16 protein-coding genes and 1 pseudogene are annotated in these 14766 nt (G+C 70.2%); 13 read left to right on the forward strand and 4 right to left on the reverse strand.

Annotated features, from left to right (window positions below; translation table 11 throughout):
• Window positions 1-94 precede the first annotated feature (94 nt).
• Window positions 95-886 (forward strand): hypothetical protein, encoded by a 792-nt coding sequence (locus ACTWOL_RS03140; protein WP_474294056.1) that lies wholly within the window; start codon window positions 95-97, stop codon window positions 884-886.
• 53 nt (window positions 887-939) lie between these two features.
• Here the strand turns inward: ACTWOL_RS03140 and ACTWOL_RS03145 are convergent, their stop codons facing one another.
• Complete coding sequence (locus ACTWOL_RS03145; RefSeq protein ID WP_474294058.1) at window positions 940-1452, reverse strand: ATP-binding protein; 513 nt, start codon at window positions 1450-1452, stop codon at window positions 940-942.
• A 329-nt stretch (window positions 1453-1781) separates the two neighbouring features.
• On the opposite strand from ACTWOL_RS03145, the gene ACTWOL_RS03150 reads away from it, so the two are divergent.
• A complete protein-coding gene (locus ACTWOL_RS03150; RefSeq protein ID WP_474294059.1) occupies window positions 1782-2405 on the forward strand; it encodes a nucleotidyltransferase domain-containing protein in 624 nt (207 codons plus the stop codon).
• Here ACTWOL_RS03150 and ACTWOL_RS03155 read toward each other — a convergent pair.
• From ACTWOL_RS03155 to ACTWOL_RS03165, 3 genes are read right to left on the reverse strand one after another with little or no spacing between them, the layout of a single operon-like run.
• The gene (locus ACTWOL_RS03155; RefSeq protein ID WP_474294061.1) at window positions 2392-2850 is read right to left on the reverse strand and encodes a PPC domain-containing DNA-binding protein; all 459 of its coding nucleotides are present in this window, start codon (window positions 2848-2850) and stop codon (window positions 2392-2394) included. The two genes, ACTWOL_RS03150 and ACTWOL_RS03155, sit on opposite strands and share 14 nt — an antisense overlap.
• 27 nt (window positions 2851-2877) lie before the next feature.
• The gene (locus tag ACTWOL_RS03160) at window positions 2878-3879 is read right to left on the reverse strand and encodes an asparaginase (protein ID WP_474294063.1); all 1002 of its coding nucleotides are present in this window, start codon (window positions 3877-3879) and stop codon (window positions 2878-2880) included.
• 59 nt (window positions 3880-3938) lie between these two features.
• Window positions 3939-5351: a helix-turn-helix domain-containing protein gene (locus ACTWOL_RS03165; protein WP_474294065.1), complete on the reverse strand. Its 1413-nt coding sequence runs from the start codon at window positions 5349-5351 to the stop codon at window positions 3939-3941.
• Between the two features lie 306 nt (window positions 5352-5657).
• Here ACTWOL_RS03165 and ACTWOL_RS03170 point away from each other — a divergent pair, with 306 nt between their 5' ends.
• The 11 genes and pseudogenes from ACTWOL_RS03170 to ACTWOL_RS03220 all read left to right on the forward strand — a co-directional run bounded on the left by ACTWOL_RS03170 (window position 5658) and on the right by ACTWOL_RS03220 (window position 14689).
• On the forward strand, window positions 5658-6419 hold the full coding sequence (locus ACTWOL_RS03170) for a hypothetical protein (protein WP_474294067.1): 762 nt from the start codon (window positions 5658-5660) through the stop codon (window positions 6417-6419).
• Window positions 6416-7102, forward strand: a complete 687-nt coding sequence (locus tag ACTWOL_RS03175; protein ID WP_474294069.1) for a dTMP kinase — start codon at window positions 6416-6418, stop codon at window positions 7100-7102. Before ACTWOL_RS03170 ends, ACTWOL_RS03175 begins: the two co-directional genes overlap by 4 nt.
• On the forward strand, window positions 7095-7964 hold the full coding sequence (locus tag ACTWOL_RS03180; protein ID WP_474294071.1) for an isocitrate lyase/phosphoenolpyruvate mutase family protein: 870 nt from the start codon (window positions 7095-7097) through the stop codon (window positions 7962-7964). Before ACTWOL_RS03175 ends, ACTWOL_RS03180 begins: the two co-directional genes overlap by 8 nt.
• Window positions 7955-8425 carry an NUDIX domain-containing protein gene (locus tag ACTWOL_RS03185; RefSeq protein ID WP_474294073.1) on the forward strand — a complete coding sequence of 157 codons (471 nt, stop codon included), beginning with the start codon at window positions 7955-7957 and terminating at the stop codon, window positions 8423-8425. Before ACTWOL_RS03180 ends, ACTWOL_RS03185 begins: the two co-directional genes overlap by 10 nt.
• Before the next feature lie 5 nt (window positions 8426-8430).
• Window positions 8431-9096: a TylF/MycF/NovP-related O-methyltransferase gene (locus tag ACTWOL_RS03190; RefSeq protein WP_474294075.1), complete on the forward strand. Its 666-nt coding sequence runs from the start codon at window positions 8431-8433 to the stop codon at window positions 9094-9096.
• Window positions 9093-9851 (forward strand): annotated as a pseudogene (locus ACTWOL_RS03195) (NAD(P)-dependent oxidoreductase); the annotation flags it as partial. The gene ACTWOL_RS03190 and the pseudogene ACTWOL_RS03195, both read left to right, overlap by 4 nt.
• Before the next feature lie 160 nt (window positions 9852-10011).
• Window positions 10012-10878, forward strand: coding sequence for a hypothetical protein (locus ACTWOL_RS03200; RefSeq protein ID WP_474294077.1), 867 nt, complete (start codon window positions 10012-10014; stop codon window positions 10876-10878).
• A complete protein-coding gene (locus ACTWOL_RS03205; protein ID WP_474294079.1) occupies window positions 10868-12769 on the forward strand; it encodes a radical SAM protein in 1902 nt (633 codons plus the stop codon). Before ACTWOL_RS03200 ends, ACTWOL_RS03205 begins: the two co-directional genes overlap by 11 nt.
• On the forward strand, window positions 12766-13485 hold the full coding sequence (locus tag ACTWOL_RS03210) for a 2OG-Fe(II) oxygenase (protein ID WP_474294081.1): 720 nt from the start codon (window positions 12766-12768) through the stop codon (window positions 13483-13485). Before ACTWOL_RS03205 ends, ACTWOL_RS03210 begins: the two co-directional genes overlap by 4 nt.
• A 94-nt stretch (window positions 13486-13579) precedes the next feature.
• Entirely contained in the window at window positions 13580-13741 is a 162-nt protein-coding gene (locus tag ACTWOL_RS03215) for a hypothetical protein (RefSeq protein WP_269730655.1), read from the forward strand.
• A 57-nt stretch (window positions 13742-13798) separates the two neighbouring features.
• Window positions 13799-14689, forward strand: coding sequence for an aKG-HExxH-type peptide beta-hydroxylase (locus tag ACTWOL_RS03220; protein ID WP_474294083.1), 891 nt, complete (start codon window positions 13799-13801; stop codon window positions 14687-14689).
• The last annotated feature ends 77 nt before the right edge of the window (window positions 14690-14766 follow it).

Raw genomic sequence — 14766 nt, forward strand, 5'->3', positions numbered from 1 at the left:
CGGTCCGGTCAATGCTCCCCTGCTCAAGCGGCTGCCAGGCGCCCCTCGCCCACGTCGGGAGATCTTGCGTGAGTGTGAAGCGGAAGTCGCCGAGATGCGCGAGCGCATCCCAAGAGTGCTGTGGGTGTTCCTGCTACCGGATCTGACGAAAGCGTTCCGATGGCGTGTTCAGCTCGACTGCGGCTGCGTTACCGAGGTGATGACTCGCGGAGACTCCGTCGCGCCGCATGAGGTGGATTGGGATGAGCCCGTCCACAGGTCGAAGCTACCAACGGGGCAAGTACTCTGCTGCCACGAAGACTCAGCCCCGGCTCCCTATCACGACATCATCAGCTGGGGAGAGCGGGAAGAAGTACGCTTTGCCGCAGATCCTGTTGAGCCACCTGAGGGCATCGACCCGAAGACCTGGTCGGTGATCCGCCACGACGAACCGCACACCTCAGCGTTCTGGACCGTGACCCTGGCCTGTGGCCACACCTCCTGGGCCGTCGCCCCGGACGTCGACTGGTTACCTGCCTCGGGGCCTCGACGGGCGCCCGTGGAGAGGGTTCAAGAGATGACCGCTGTTTTCGAGCGGGCCTGGCTCGCCGACCCAGATTTCCAGTCCGACCAGGATCGAGAACACTACAGGCGAATGCTCGCGGACGGATGGCCGAGACCGCAAACCGCGCAAGCCTGCTCCACGTGCCCTGGAGCGCGGCAGATCCTGGCCTACGACAGGATCGGCTGGCTTGTACCCCGACGACAGGTTCCGACGCCAGCTGTGAGCGTCGCCACCAAGCCTCCGCGATCCGCTCTGAAAGGTCAGCTCAGACAGGCTGAGGCCGAGGCTGAACGCCTTCGAGCCGAGTTGAAGCAGTTCGACGACGAGCGGCCCGAGAGGTAGCGACCACGGCGCCTTGGCGTTCACAGCCATGTGCTGTCAAGCCCTCCGAACGCTCAGCTCTGCTCGCAGCCGGGCGACGAAGGGCTGTCCGTGCTGCGCCCGCCGGGCGACACCACGGCGACAGTGCCCAGCACGGCCCAGGCGGCCTTGGTGCCACTGTCTGTGACATGGAACCCCCATTGTCCCCGGGTTAACTCGTTCACGATGCGCAAGCCCCGTCCGCGCTCGGCGAGCGGGTCGACCGCTTCCTCCCCCGTGTCGACGTTCCACGAGGGCACGACGGAGAGGTAGAGATCTCCGGGGATGAGCGCGTCCCCGTCATGGATCTCGCAGATGTACCGGCCCGCGGCGGAGCGAAAGTGCATCTCGTACGGACCGCACGCGTGCTCGTGCGCGTTCGCCACGAGCTCGGAGACCGCCAGCACTCCGTCGCTGACGATGTCGCCGGGCAGGCCCAGATCCTTCAGAAGACGTCGCAGAACGACACGGGCTTCGCCCGTAGGGTTGATGGTGTGGTCGGTCCAGCGGTACACGAGGCCGAGAGCGGCGGATGGCGCGCTGATCATCGGGCGACGGACCTCCTGAGGGTGACAGCGATGGCCTTCTCCCGGGCTGCGACGTGGTCGCGGAATTGCGGCCGGTACGCCGCTAAGAGGCATACCGGCCGCAGGAAGCAATTTGCTTCGGGCACGCGGCCCCGGAAGGGTCGTGGCTCCAGCACCAGCCACGAGGCCGGTCGCGAGTCACGCACTCAACGATGGCTGCCGGCGTCCCTGATGCTCATAGGCGTTTATGAGCGCAGGGGGTACGAGCGGGCGACAGGGCGCTACAGCGAGACCGCCGACCCGCCGCCGGCTTTCGCCTCTGCCCGTATGGTCACTGGGAGTATGGGTGGGTGAGTGCTGACGTGTTGGGACGCTGGGTGCCGGATCGACCCGAGGATGTGGCCGCGGTCTTCGCCAAGGCGGACTTCCCGTGGTGGATCGCCGGTGGCTACGCGATCGAACTCGCGGTCGGCCTCGAGCTGCGCGCACACGGCGACCTCGACGTCCTCGTCCTCCGGCGTGACCAGGCCCGCGTACGGGATCTCCTGGCCGACTGGGACCTGTACGTGGCGGACCCGCCCGGCCAGGGGAAGTTGCGACCGTGGCGTCCTGGAGAGGTCCTACGGCCACCGCTCCACGACATCTGGTGCCGACGAAAGCCGGAGGCGCCCTGGTCCGTGCAGCTCATGCTGGACGAGGCCGAGGGCACTCAGTGGGTCTCGCGGCGCACCCCGGAGATCCGGCTCCCGATCGACCGGCTCGGGAGGACGAGCGAGACGGGCATCCCCTATCTCGCGCCCGAGGTGCAGCTCTTCTACAAGGCGAAGGCGACCCGGGACAAGGACGAGACCGACTTCGAAGCGGTACTGCCGCGGCTCGACGCTCCGGCACGCGCCTGGCTGACGGACGCGATCAAGGTGATCGCGCCCACCCACCACTGGCTCCGGCGGCTCCTGCCGGTCAGCCGAACGTGAGCAGCGGCACGTCGTAAAGGTCGGGGTTCCGGGGCCGGGTCATCGTGGGCGACGTGACCTCCACGATCAGCAGTTCGCTGAGGAACTGGACCTTGGCGCTGAGGAGGTGGCTCGTCCTGCCGTCGGCCGACTGGGCCTTCAGGCCGGCGGAGACGTGGATGTGCGGGAGTATCCCGCCGGTGGCCGGGTCGTGAGCGAGGGTGCCGGCGCCGAACGCCTCGACGTTGGTGACGTACGTCTTCGCCCAGACCGGTGCGTCCGGGTCGGCGAGCTTCGCGCAGGCACCCACGATCTCGGCCTCCGCGAAGGCCCCGATGAACGAGGGGATGTAGCCCTGCCGTACTCCGTTGTCCCGGCAGAAGGTGGACAGCGCATCGAAGAAGTCCTCCCCGTGGTCGAAGGTGACGCCGAAGGTACGGCCGACGGTCAGCTCGTGAGCACGCATGTGCGGGTGTCTCCTGAAGAGGTGGGGTCAGCGGGCGAAGGCGGTCGTGAAGGTCTCTCGGACCGCCGCCCCGTCGGCGCCCTGGGCGAGCAGGGCCTGCAGCAGGAGCCGCGCCTGGTACGGGCCGAGGTCGCCAGCGCCGATGAGTCCTCGTCCGAGGAGGTCCTTCTCGGAGCCGGGGAAGCCGTACGTGTCGGACAGGACGGGGCCGTTGCCGATGCGGGAGGCGAGGACCACGGGGATGCGGGACGCAAGCTTGGTGAGCCCTTCGACCAGACGCTCCGGGACGTGGCCGACGCCGAAGGCCGCGACCACGAGTCCGTCACAGTTGCCGTCCCACAGGTCGAGCAGTGCACCGTCGTCGCCAAGGGTGACGACGTAGAGCCCGACACGCGCCTCACGGTCGGGGGCGCCGACCAGCGGCCCGCGGGACGGCAGGCCGCCGACCATCCGCACCCGGTTCTCCGCGACCCGGGCGATCGGGCCGCACGCTGGTGAGGTGAAAGCGGCGGGGCTGGTGGTGTGGGACTTGCGGACGGTCCGGGCCGAGTGGATCTCGTCGCCGAGTACGACGAGGCAGCCAGCGCCCCTGAGGCCGGGGTCGGCGGCGGCCAGGACGGCGGCGTGGAGGTTGGCCGGTCCGTCGGCGCCGGGAAGGGTGGGGTTGCGCATCGCGCCGGTGACGACCACCGGCTGCTCGTGGCCGTGGTAGAGGTCGAGGAGGAACGCCGTCTCCTCGATGGTGTCAGTACCCTGGGTGATGACGACTCCGTCGACGTCTCCAGCCGCAAGCTCGGCCGCGATCGCGGCCGACAGTGCGGTGAGGTCATCGAAGGTCAGGGAGGCGCCGGGCAGGCGTCGGAAATCCCGTACCTTCAGGCCGATGCCGCTCGTGGCCAGGGCGGGTACCGCGGCGAGGAGTTCGTGGGCCGAGAGCGCGGGTACGACGCCTCCGGTGGTGGGATCGGTGGTCATGGCGATCGTGCCGCCGAGGGAGAAGACCGCCACGTTCCTGACCGACTCCGTCATATCCCCTGCTCCCCTGTCCGGACGCCGCCGAGCGCGGCCTCACGAGTGGTTCACGCAGGCTATCGGGTCGGCGCCGTCCGGGTACGCGGAATGATCACCAGTTGCTCGGCCACGAACCGGCACGCGGCCTCCAGCCCTTCGATACCGAGCAACCTGCTGCGCGGCCGGGCGAGCCGCTCCGTGCCGACGGTCGACAGCTGTGCGCATCGACGGCCGAGCCAGGAGGCGTCGAGCCCGAGGTACTCCGCCGTCGCCGCGAGGCGCTGTCCGGCTTGCTCGGCGGCTGTGGCCGAGTGGTGGCTGACGTGGCCTGTCACGTCGGCGAACGTGCGCAGGGCTCCCGGCCGCGCGGTGACCGCGAGGTGGGACGCCCCCTCGGTCCGTACCCAAGAGGCGATGACGGCTCGTCGCCCTAGGGAGAGGGCGAAGCCGTCGGTGTGTGCGAACCCTCCGTCGTCGGTCACCCAGGTGCGGATGCCGAAAGACTCCATGAGCGCGATGGCGAGGAAGAGCAGAACGCGCTCGTACGCAGGCGAGGAGGCTACCGCCGTCTCGGGGACGCAGAACCCCCGGCCGCTGGCACCGCCCGGACCTCGCGGGGCCATTCGTTCGAGGTAGTGGTACTTGTGACGGAAGAACAGCCACGTGGCCGCCTCCTCACCGCGCTGTTCCCTGGTCCAGAAGACGGGTGCGTCGCCCAGGTGGTCACGGTGGCCCAGGATGTACCGGGCTGCGGTCTCCGAGCCGATCAGCATCCGAGAGACTTCGGTCAGGCCGTGGTCGGAGGCGAGCGGCGAGCCTGGGGAAGGGGTGAGCGAAGCCAGCGAGGTGTGCAGGGCCTGGTCGTCGCCGAGCAGTGCAGCCTCGAATCCCGACATGGCCCACAGGATGCCGTAAGTCAGGTCATCCAGTTCGTATGCGGCGGGGATGTCGACCGGGTCGGAGGCGGTGGCTCGTACGCCGCTCGGTCGGGCGTCGGTGACGAACTGCCGGACCGCCCCATCCACCGTGCGGTTCGCGACGACAAGCGCGCGCATCGGCATGGTGCGCCAGGCATCCAGTTCCGGGCGGGAGTCAAGTCTCAGGCTGTCTCCGAGGAAGGAGGCCGCGGGAAGGGTCAGTACGGGGAGCGCCGTCGTCGAGACGGACCCGCCGGCGGGTAACAGAAGCTGGCCCGGCCCTTCGGGCAACGCCTCGTACCCACGGGCTCCGGTGTCCGCTGCTCCCGGTCGGCCCGTGGCGTCTGGGGTGTGCGGATCGGCCGTGGGCAGGAGCCCGAGCAGCTCCTCCGGGACTCCCAGCGCATCGGTCCACTGGACGAACTGCCTTCGGTCGCGGATCTGTTTGAGCCCGCGTTCCAGTCTGCTGACCTCGGCTTGGTCGATGCTGACCATCCGCGCCACGCCGGTCTGGGAGAGGCCCGTGTGCTTCCTGAACAGCTTGACGACGGTGCCGAGTTCCCATGCGGCCACGGCTCGCCGGACCGTCGGATCACGCCAGAAGGCCGGGTCGGCCCGTCGGGCGGCCGGCCCGTCCTGGCACGAGGCGCATCGCGTACCGGCGTTGAAGCGACTGAGAAGGGCACCGCAGCGCGTACACCGCCGCTGTCCGCTGTCGACCATGGTCGGCATTCTCCCTCGCTCTGCGACCACCCGGACACGTTCCGCTGGTGGGGCTCATAAACACTCATAGGCGTGGGCCTTCGTGGCGGCCATCGTGGTGGAGCACCACCGACCGGAGCCGCGTGCCGCGACTCCCCGGACGTGAGGATCCGACCTGTGACCTCCTTGGCCCTGCCGCCCCGGCCACCCGGTTCGCCGCCGCTGGCCCATGCTTGGCAGACGCTGGCGGACGGGCTGCTGACCCAGCGGCTCCATCTCCATCTCGACGAATGGCGGGCTGCCGTCGCCGAGGAGAAGGCGCTGCCCGACGTGCCGGGTGCCGATGTCTCCGTGCTGGCCCAGCGCCCGTCTCCGCTGCCGGCAGGCGACGAGTCCGCGATGGCGCTGCTGGAGGACGCCGGGCTCGGCTTCTGGTGGGAGCTGCCCCAGCGGCACGGAGCGGAGTCGCGGAACCGGCGCGGGGCTCTTCACCGCGCCGCCGACACCGCTGCCCAGAACCTCCTCACGGAGCAGGCCGGGGCGGCCTGGTCCGACGCCGTGACGGCCGTCAGCGCCGCCGCCGCGTGGTGGGTGGGCTTCTTCACGGTCATCCGCCACCGCGGGGTGCACCACATCACGCTGGAGCCGCACCCGAGCCCGCTCCATGAGCAGGCCCTGGGCACCGTAGTGGGCGTCGTGGCCCACGGCGTGGCCACGCGGGTGCTGGAGGCGGCGCTGCGTACGGCCGACGACGACCCGGCCCTCCGCGCGGCGTACTGCCGGGCCGTCGAGGCCGGCATCTGCAGCGAGCCCGAGCTGCCCCGCCTCATCGACGAGTTGGCGGAGCTCCGCCTGGTGGACCTGGTGTCCACCACGGCCCGCTGGCGGGGTCGCTTCACCAAGTACGCCGGCGGCACGGGGGCGGGGCAGGTCGAATGAACCACCGCTATCCGTTCATCGTCATCGAGGGGCTCGACGGCACCGGCAAGACGACGCTGCGCAAGGGCCTGTTCCGGCTCTGGGAGGGACTCTACGGAGTCACCGCGCTGTGCGTGCTCACCACCAACTTCCTCGCCGCCGACCAAGCCGCCGCCATCGTCACCGGCAAGTACCAGCCGAACGCAGGGAACCGTGACGCCTACCTGTCCGCGATCGCGGCGGACAAGCGGGCCACGCTGGATCGCCTCGTGCTCCCCCAGCGGCCGGCCCGGCCCGTGATCGCGGATCGCTGGCTCCTCAGCGAGCTGGCCTTCTTCACAGTGAAGCACGGCATGAGGGCGTCGGAGACGTACGAGACGCTGGCCGCGCAGCTCACCGCGGCCCCCGATCTCACGCTCGTCCTGGACCTGGAGACCGACGCCTCGATGAGCCGGGCGCAGGCCCGCCAAGGAGACGCCGTCCGGGCCGACTGGGACGTGCACGACGTCCAGAGCCGGGTTCGCGAGACCTACGAGGCCGTGGTCACGAAGCCCGACGAGTTCCCGCTCCTTGGCGACGTGGTCCGCCTGGACGCCCGCCGGCCCAGGTCCGAGGTACTGCTCGCCGCCTGGGACGTACTGCGCGAACGGCAGCTGATGCCGTCCATCGCCGCCCACACGGAAGGAGGAGAGACCCATGGCTGACAGCACGAAGGCAACGCGTCTGCGCGAGGCCCTCGATGACAGCGAGCGGAAGCACCCGCTCCTGGCGATCGGTGCGGTGAACGCGCTCGCCGCGCACGTCGCGGCGGAGGCGGGCTTCGACGCCCTGTGGGTGAGCGGTCTGGAGGTGTCCGCGGCCTCCGGGCTGCCGGACGCCAACGTCCTGGGCCCCCGGGACCTGTCCGACGTGGTCGCCTCGCTCGGCCGTGTCACCGAACTGCCCGTCATCGTGGACATCGACAACGCGGGCGGTTCAGTGCGCACGGCGGAGCGGTTCGCGTACGACCTGATGCGCGCCGGAGCCGCAGCGGTGTGCGTCGAGGACAGCGCGTACCCGAAGTGCAACAGCTTCGCGGCCCACCGGGCACAGAGCCTCGCCGACCGGGACCTGCTGTGCGAGCAGGTGGGGCGCATACGGAAGGTCGCCGGTGACAGCCTCGTGGTCGTGGCCCGCACCGAGGCCCTGATCGCCGGTGAGGACCTGGCCGTGGCGATCGGTCGGGCCGAGGCGTACGCCGAGGCCGGAGCGGATGCGGTACTCATCCACTCCAAGGACGCGACCGGTGAGCAGGCGCGGGCCATCGGACGTGCGTGGAGCCACGGCATGCCGCTGGTCAGCGTTCCCACGGCGTTCCCGGACCTGAGCGCCGCCGAACTCGGCGACGCCGGCTTCCGCCTCTGCATCTACGCGAACCAGCTCAGCCGTGCCGCCCTCGCGGGAATGCGCGCCGCCGCCCGTCAGTTCCGGCGTGGAGGGAGTTTCCGCTCCACCGTCGCGGGGTCCCTCGCGGAGGTCGGCGACCTGATGCGCGTCGGCGAACCGGAGGCGCTGTCGTGCCTCTGACACCCGAACTGCCTCGGATCAGTGTCTCCGTGAAGGCGGCGATCGTGCGCGACGGCGCCGTCCTGTTGCTGTCGTACGACGACGAGGCCGGGTTCCACTACAACCTCCCGGGCGGCAAGGCCCAGGTCGGCGAGGACCTGCGCCAGGCCGTGAACCGCAAGGTCGCGCAGGAGACCGGCCTCCAGGTCGTGGCCCGGCGTCTGCTGTGCGTCGTCGAGTACGTCCCCGAGTCGTGGCAGGGCGAGTTCGGAGACGTGCAGAAGGTTCAGTTCAACTTCCTCGCCGAGCAGGTGGACGACGCCGAGCCGCGCATGCCGGAACCGCCGGACCCCATCCAGGTGGGCTTCGAGTGGGTTCCGCTGGATCGTCTGGGCGACGTGTACCTGCTGCCCCGGATCAACAGCCCGTTGTCGGCGGCATTGAACGGGGTGCTTGCCGACCCCTTCGTGGACAGGTGGTGACCTTCATGGATCCGATTCTGAAGGATCTGCGGGAGTGGCTGCTGCGGGAGCACGCCGGGACGGTCTGTGCCGACCGGCTCCGCGTGATCGCCGACGAGCTGGCTGACCTGACCGCCCACGGTCTGCCGGGCCCCGTGGTGGAACTCGGCTGCTACAGGGGCGCGATGGCCCTCTGGATCCGAAGCGTGCTCAACTCGCTGGGCGATCGCGACCGCGAGATCCACGTCTATGACTCCTTCCAGGGCATGCCCGCGCCCGGCGTCGAGGACTCGGACCATCTGGCGGCGGGCGAACTCCGGTCGTCCCCGGAGGACGTGCGCGCCACGCACGCAACCTGGGGCAGGTCGGCACCGGTCATCCATCCGGGGTGGTTCGACGAGACCCTTCCCAAGGAGCTGCCCGACGAGATCGCGTTCGCCTACCTAGACGGCGACTTCTACGACTCGACCCTCACGGGTCTCACGCACTGCGTCACCCGCCTGGTGCCGACCGGCGTATTGCTCGTCGACGACTACGCGGACACGGCGGTCAACCCGCGGGCCTGGGACGGGCTCCCGGGGGTGAAGCGCGCCTGCGACGCGTACTTCGGCGCGCCGTCACCCGTGACCGTCATCGTCGGCGAGGGCGATCTCGCCTTCGGCCGGTACACGAAGCCGGAGTTCCTCGGATGAGCGCTGTCCTGGTGCTACGCGATGCGGCGGACGTGAGCGCGATCCGCCGCGCCCTGCCCGATGTCGTCGTACACGAGTTGCCAGACCTGGACTCGCCTCTGCCCGCCGCCACGGCCGTGCTCGTCCTGCGTTCCGGCGTCCGTGTCGGCGAGAGGGAGCTGGACGCGCTCCCTCACCTGCAGCACGTCGTACGGACCGGCTCCGGCATCGACCACATCGACGTGAATGCCCTTTGGGATCGTGGCATCACACTGCACCGTAACGCCGAGGCCGGCGCGGGCGCCGTGGGCGAGTGGGTCCTGGCCTCTGCCCTCGCCCTGGCCCGGCGGATCCCCTTGGGGCATCACGCGCTGCTGCTCGGACAGCACGAGAAGCGGGCGTGCATGGGTGCGTCACTCGGCACCCTGGCCGCAGGCATCTGGGGCGCGGGCCCGGTGGGGCTGGCAGCCGACTGTGCCCTCGCCCCCTTCGTGGGCCGCACGGCCTTCGCCGCGTGGCCGTCGAACCCTCCCGGCCTGCGGGAGCTGTCAGCGACAACCCTCATGGAACAGTCTCAGGTACACGTGATCGCTCTGCCGCTGCGTCCCACGACCGAACAGCTCATCGGCGAGGACTTCCTCGCTTGCGCCGCGCCGCAGCGGCCTCTGCTGATCTGCGCAGGACGGTTGGAGACCCTCGACGTCACCGCCTGCCTGCGGGCACTGGCGGACGGGAGGCTCTCCGGCCTCGCCCTCGACCCGGTCGAGCGGGAGCACCTGCCGCTCCTCACCGGCTCCACGACGCCGCTCAACCTCCTGGCCTCACCTCACATAGGCGCCCAGCGGTCCGACGTGCGCGGCGCGCTCGACCTTTGGGCCATAGATCTCCTCAGGGAGATCACCGCTGCCGACAAGATCCTGATCAAGGGAGGCCCCGGTGAACCCATCGGCACGACTGCGCCGGGAGATCGCCGACAGAGTCGCCCAGGCGCTACTCGCGTCCGGCGAGGCCCGCGAGGTCTGGCTGGAGGGAGCCCTCGCCTGCGGATTCGCACACGCGGCGAGCGACATCGACCTGCGTGGCATCGTGGACGGCGCCCTACCGGCGTGGGAGTCGCGCATCGTGGACGGCGTCCGTGTCGACCTCCAGGCAGAGGCGCCGCAGCGGGCGGAGGAACTCCGTCACCTGCTCCGCTCCTTCGACGTCCGCCGCGACGACCTCGGATCGTTCCGCCGGGTACGCGCCTCGATGGGCGACCTCGTGTGTCTGCGCACCGCTCTCTCGTACGACTCCGGACGCTGGGGTCCGGTGCTCGATCCCGGGGAGCGCCAGGGCTACCGACGCTGGGCGGTCGCCGACCAGGCCGAGGTCGCTACGAGTCTGGCCGAGGACCTGACCGGCCTCGTCGAGGACGGCCTCGCCGAATCGGCCGGCGTCGTGTGCCGGAAGCTGGAGACCTGCCTCACCGCGCTCGAGTGCGCGGCGGCTGGTCATCCGGTTCTGGGCGACAAGTGGCTACCGCTGCTTGCCGGCGCTCCGTTCAGTCCGTCGATCGACCCAGCCCGCGCGGAAACGTGGGAGTGGTTCCGTCCGGTTCAGCGACGCGTGGCAAGAGCGCTCCTGGGCTGCTGGCCCGTCGACGACCCGGTGCAGGAGCCTCCCAACCTGGTTGCCCCCGATGCCGGCTGGCTGCCCCAGCGGTACGCCGACGGGTGGTTCCTTCGCCGCGGCGACGTCCACCTCCCCATCACTGGCGGACAGCTTCTCGGGTGGCTGTCCACGGTCTCCACCGATGGCGCGTAGACCGCGCCTCTCCTCCTCGGGAGTCCTCATGATGCCCGTCACCCGCACCGCACCCACGGACCTGGAGAGTCTCTACGCCCCGTTGTCGAGCACCGGCCCGGACACGGCGGTCTCCGTCATCCTCAAGCTCCGGGGAGAGACCTGCGACATCGACTGCCTGTACTGCTTCGAGAAGCGCAAGGAGTCTCCGGGCGGCGCCCGTATCAGCGCGGCACAGGTCCACCGCCTCGGTTCGATCTTCTCCGGGCGTCCGCTCAGCGTCGAACTCCACGGCGGGGAGCCCCTGACCGCCGGCCGGGAACGGATCGCGGAGATCCTGGACGCGCTCGCCGGACAGCCGAACGTCATCCGCGTGAGCCTCCAGACCAACGGCCTCCAGCTCGACGACGCCTGGCTGGACCTGTTCGAGCGGCACTGCCCGGAGCTGGAGATCGGCATCTCCCTCGACGGGGACGCACTCGGGAACTCGTGGCGTGTGGGCTACGACGGCCGCCCGACGTACCCCCGAGTGGTCGAAGCCCTGGAACTCCTGGGCCGTCGGCAACGCCGCGTCGGCGTCATCTGCGCCGTCACCCCGTACGTCCTCGGCCGGGCCTCCGAGGTCATGGAGCACCTCGCCTCCTTTCCCGCCGTGACGACGGTCAGCCTGGTGCCGTGCTTCGACGCGGCGGTCACCCGGTCGACCACGGTGGCCGGATCCCGTACGCCGACCAGTCGGGCACTCCAGCGACGGGCTATCGGCCCCACCGGCCCGGCCTGGGCCGTCACGCCTCGTCAGTATGCCGACTTCGTGTTGGAGGCCGCCCACCACTGGGTCGCCGACGGCCTGTTCCGCCGCGTCAAGCTGGAACCCGTCGTCTCCGTCATCCGCCGTCTGAGGGGTCTGCAAACCCGTTCCTGTCACTTCTCCGACCTGAAGTGTGACCACGTCCTCACCCTTTACCCCGATGACCGCCTGGGAAGCTGTGACGAGCTGCCCTGGCCGCAGGCCGGCCTGACCACGCTCGGCGACGTACACGCTGAGGCGGACGTGGCCGGCGCCCAGGTCAGCTCTCCCCTGCTTCAGCAGGCACGCTCCCTGGTCACGAGTTGCACGACCTGCGACTACCGCGACACCTGCGGCGCGGGCTGCCCGGCGGTCCGCCTCCGCTTCGCCGCCGCGGGCGACGAAGACGCGTACTGCGACCACCGCATGCGCCTGATCGACGGCGTCACCGCCCTGCTCGCCCAGCCGGACCTCCCACCCCCTGCCTCCTGTTCCCGGCTGCGCTGGCGTCCCGTCCGCCCCAACGACATGCACCACGTCGCTGCCTTCCTGGCCCGCTGGGACGACCCCACCGTGCCCCGCACGCCCGCGCGTCTCCAGGTCAGCGCCGACGGGAACATCAACACGGTCGGTCTGCCCGGCGTGCACGAGGCGGACGATCTCGACCCCCATCATCCCCAGTGGTACGAGGGCATCGAGCCCGGCGTCCGTCCGGTCGTCGACGCGCTCACCGCGGGCTGGAACACCGTCACCTATGACAGCTGCCAGGGCCACGCCTACGCCGACCTCCCCGGAGCCGAGCCCCGCTTCCTGTCGGTCGGCATCCTGCCGCGCGACCGCGCTGAGTACGCGCGCACAGCGACGCGCCTGTGCCGTGCCGCCAGCCGAGCCGAGTCCTCCCTGCCGGGCGCGTGTTCGCTGGTCCTCGGTCGCAGCGAACTCACGTGCCGCACCACCGGCCGGATGTACCCGACGCTCGACCTCCATCTTCTTCCCGGTGCCGGCACCACGCCTGCCGAGTACTTCGAGGACCTCGCCCAGGCAGTGCGCGTACTCACGGTGGCCCTGGCCGAAGCCGCCACTGCCCCGCTCTCCACCCCCTGCGCGTGCGGAGGTGAGCAATGATCCACATCGCCGAGACCCTGTCCATCCGCACTGTGGAGGGCTTCATCAAGCCGGACGAGATCGAGCGACTCAACCTCGTCATGGATGACATGCTCGGCCCCCTCGGACGCGACCGGTACGGCACGGGCCGCCACACCACCATCCACGAGATCCCCGGTCACTCCCCCGCCGAGGCGCAGGACGTCTACGAGCCGGCCGGCCGGATCGAGATGACCGAGATCCCGCACGAGGCGACCGCCCTCCTCGACCAGGCCCTGAAGCTCCACATGGCCGCCATCACGCGCACCCTGCCGTCGGTCACCAGCCACCGGCCGTGGATCTACGTCGAGTACGGCGCCGGCCAGTACATCACGCCACATGCTGACGGCATCGCCCCCGATCCCCTCACCCGTCCCCGCCAGATCGCCGCCGCGACGGTCACGCTCACGGACATCCAGGACACCGGCGGCGCGTTCTACGTGGAGACCACGGGTAGCGACACCATCTGGACCACGGACAAGGCGCCGACAGGGTCGGGTTACGCCCCGGGGATGCGCTTCGCACACGAGGGGACGGACATGTCCTCCCCCTGGTTCCGCAGCATGCCGCGCACTCGATGGAGCGTCGCCCCCTCTCCGGGAACGCTCGTGGTCTTCGGCAGCCAACTCGTCCACGGCACGGAGCCCGTCCGCACCGGCCGTGTGCGCAAGTTCCTCACGCTCTTCGTCTCCGAGTGAGCAGGCAACCCGCCATGAACGGACCCCGTGGTCCGCCGTCCCTCCCACCCCCTCACCGCCAACCCACGGCCCCGATCAGAGGAGAGAGCGAGCAGTGGCAGACGACAAGACATTCGACGAGTTCCTGGAGGCGGTCGCGTCCCTGCGTGACAGCGACACGGTGCGCACGACCGCGCACACCTCCAACGCGGCCACCGAGACCTGGCTCGCCGCCACGGTGGAGCCAGACGCCACCGAGCCCACCACCACGGCCTGACCCGCTACCGGGGCCGGACCCAGCCGGGTCCGGCCCCGGTCCACACCTGGAGTCCAGATGAGCACCCTGTCCCCGGAAGCTCTGGTCACCCTCGATGACATCGCCGGCCACCAGCACCTCCGGACCAGCCGCATCGCCTCCGTACTCGGCAACGGCCTCGGCTCGTCCGCCCTCGACTACGCCGTGGCCCACCACCTACTTGAAGGTGCCGAGCAAGCCGCGCGCGCCCGGAACACGGACCTCCTCGTCTGGTACCGGAAGACGACGACGCGAGACCTGACCCACCTGTCCGCCGGCCCGCACATCGTGCTCAGCCCGCGGCCCGAGAACCTGCTCCGTTCGGAGATCTCCGAAACCGCGTACTACCTCATCCGCCCCGACACCAGCCCTCCCCTGCCCGAAGCCCAGGCGCTCGTGCGCGCCGCGCTTGCCTCCGCCACCGAGCACGGCTTCGGCACACTGCTCACTCAGCACGCCCCCGTCGTCTGCCTACTCAACCGCCGCCGGCTGGATGAGACCCTCCGCAGCTGGGCCCTGACCCGCCTCCCTGGCACCGTCTTCACCGACTACACCGCCCACCCCGAGGTCCTAGCCCGCGACCTGATCCACGAGGCCGCCCACAACTGGCTCAACGACGCCCTGGCCGCGCATGACGTGGGCCTTCCCGCCGACGTCACCTTCTTCTCCCCCTGGCGGGGAACTCCTCGCCCCGTATACGGCTTCCTTCACGCCTGCTGGGCCTTCTCCCTCACCGTGCTGTACGCACGGCAGGCCCGCCGCAGCGCCACGGGTGCCGTGGTCTCCTTGCTTGACGCCCACCTTCGCCAGCAGGAGGGCCGGTTCGCCTCCGCACTCGATTCGCTGGCCGGGGCACTCTCATATCTCTCAACCGACGCGCTCCGCGATCGCGTCAGCCGTGCCGTAGGCAACGCCGTCGAATCGGCGTAACCCCGGGGCCATCCGAGCTCTCCCATCCCCGACGGCGCGCGCCTGTACCCAACCGGGTCGTCGAGGTTCCAGACGCC

This window comes from Micromonospora sp. IBHARD003, assembly GCF_056106285.1.

Bases quoted from the DNA above. Each gene is read 5' to 3' on its own strand.
- ACTWOL_RS03140 (WP_474294056.1), top strand. From the start codon at position 95: ATGCGCGAGCGCATCCCAAGAGTGCTGTGGGTGTTCCTGCTACCGGAT.
- ACTWOL_RS03145 (WP_474294058.1), bottom strand. From the start codon at position 1,452: ATGATCAGCGCGCCATCCGCCGCTCTCGGCCTCGTGTACCGCTGGACC.
- ACTWOL_RS03155 (WP_474294061.1), bottom strand. From the start codon at position 2,850: ATGCGTGCTCACGAGCTGACCGTCGGCCGTACCTTCGGCGTCACCTTC.
- ACTWOL_RS03160 (WP_474294063.1), bottom strand. From the start codon at position 3,879: ATGACGGAGTCGGTCAGGAACGTGGCGGTCTTCTCCCTCGGCGGCACG.
- ACTWOL_RS03175 (WP_474294069.1), top strand. From the start codon at position 6,416: ATGAACCACCGCTATCCGTTCATCGTCATCGAGGGGCTCGACGGCACC.
- ACTWOL_RS03180 (WP_474294071.1), top strand. From the start codon at position 7,095: ATGGCTGACAGCACGAAGGCAACGCGTCTGCGCGAGGCCCTCGATGAC.
- ACTWOL_RS03190 (WP_474294075.1), top strand. From the start codon at position 8,431: ATGGATCCGATTCTGAAGGATCTGCGGGAGTGGCTGCTGCGGGAGCAC.
- ACTWOL_RS03205 (WP_474294079.1), top strand. From the start codon at position 10,868: ATGGCGCGTAGACCGCGCCTCTCCTCCTCGGGAGTCCTCATGATGCCC.
- ACTWOL_RS03210 (WP_474294081.1), top strand. From the start codon at position 12,766: ATGATCCACATCGCCGAGACCCTGTCCATCCGCACTGTGGAGGGCTTC.
- ACTWOL_RS03220 (WP_474294083.1), top strand. From the start codon at position 13,799: ATGAGCACCCTGTCCCCGGAAGCTCTGGTCACCCTCGATGACATCGCC.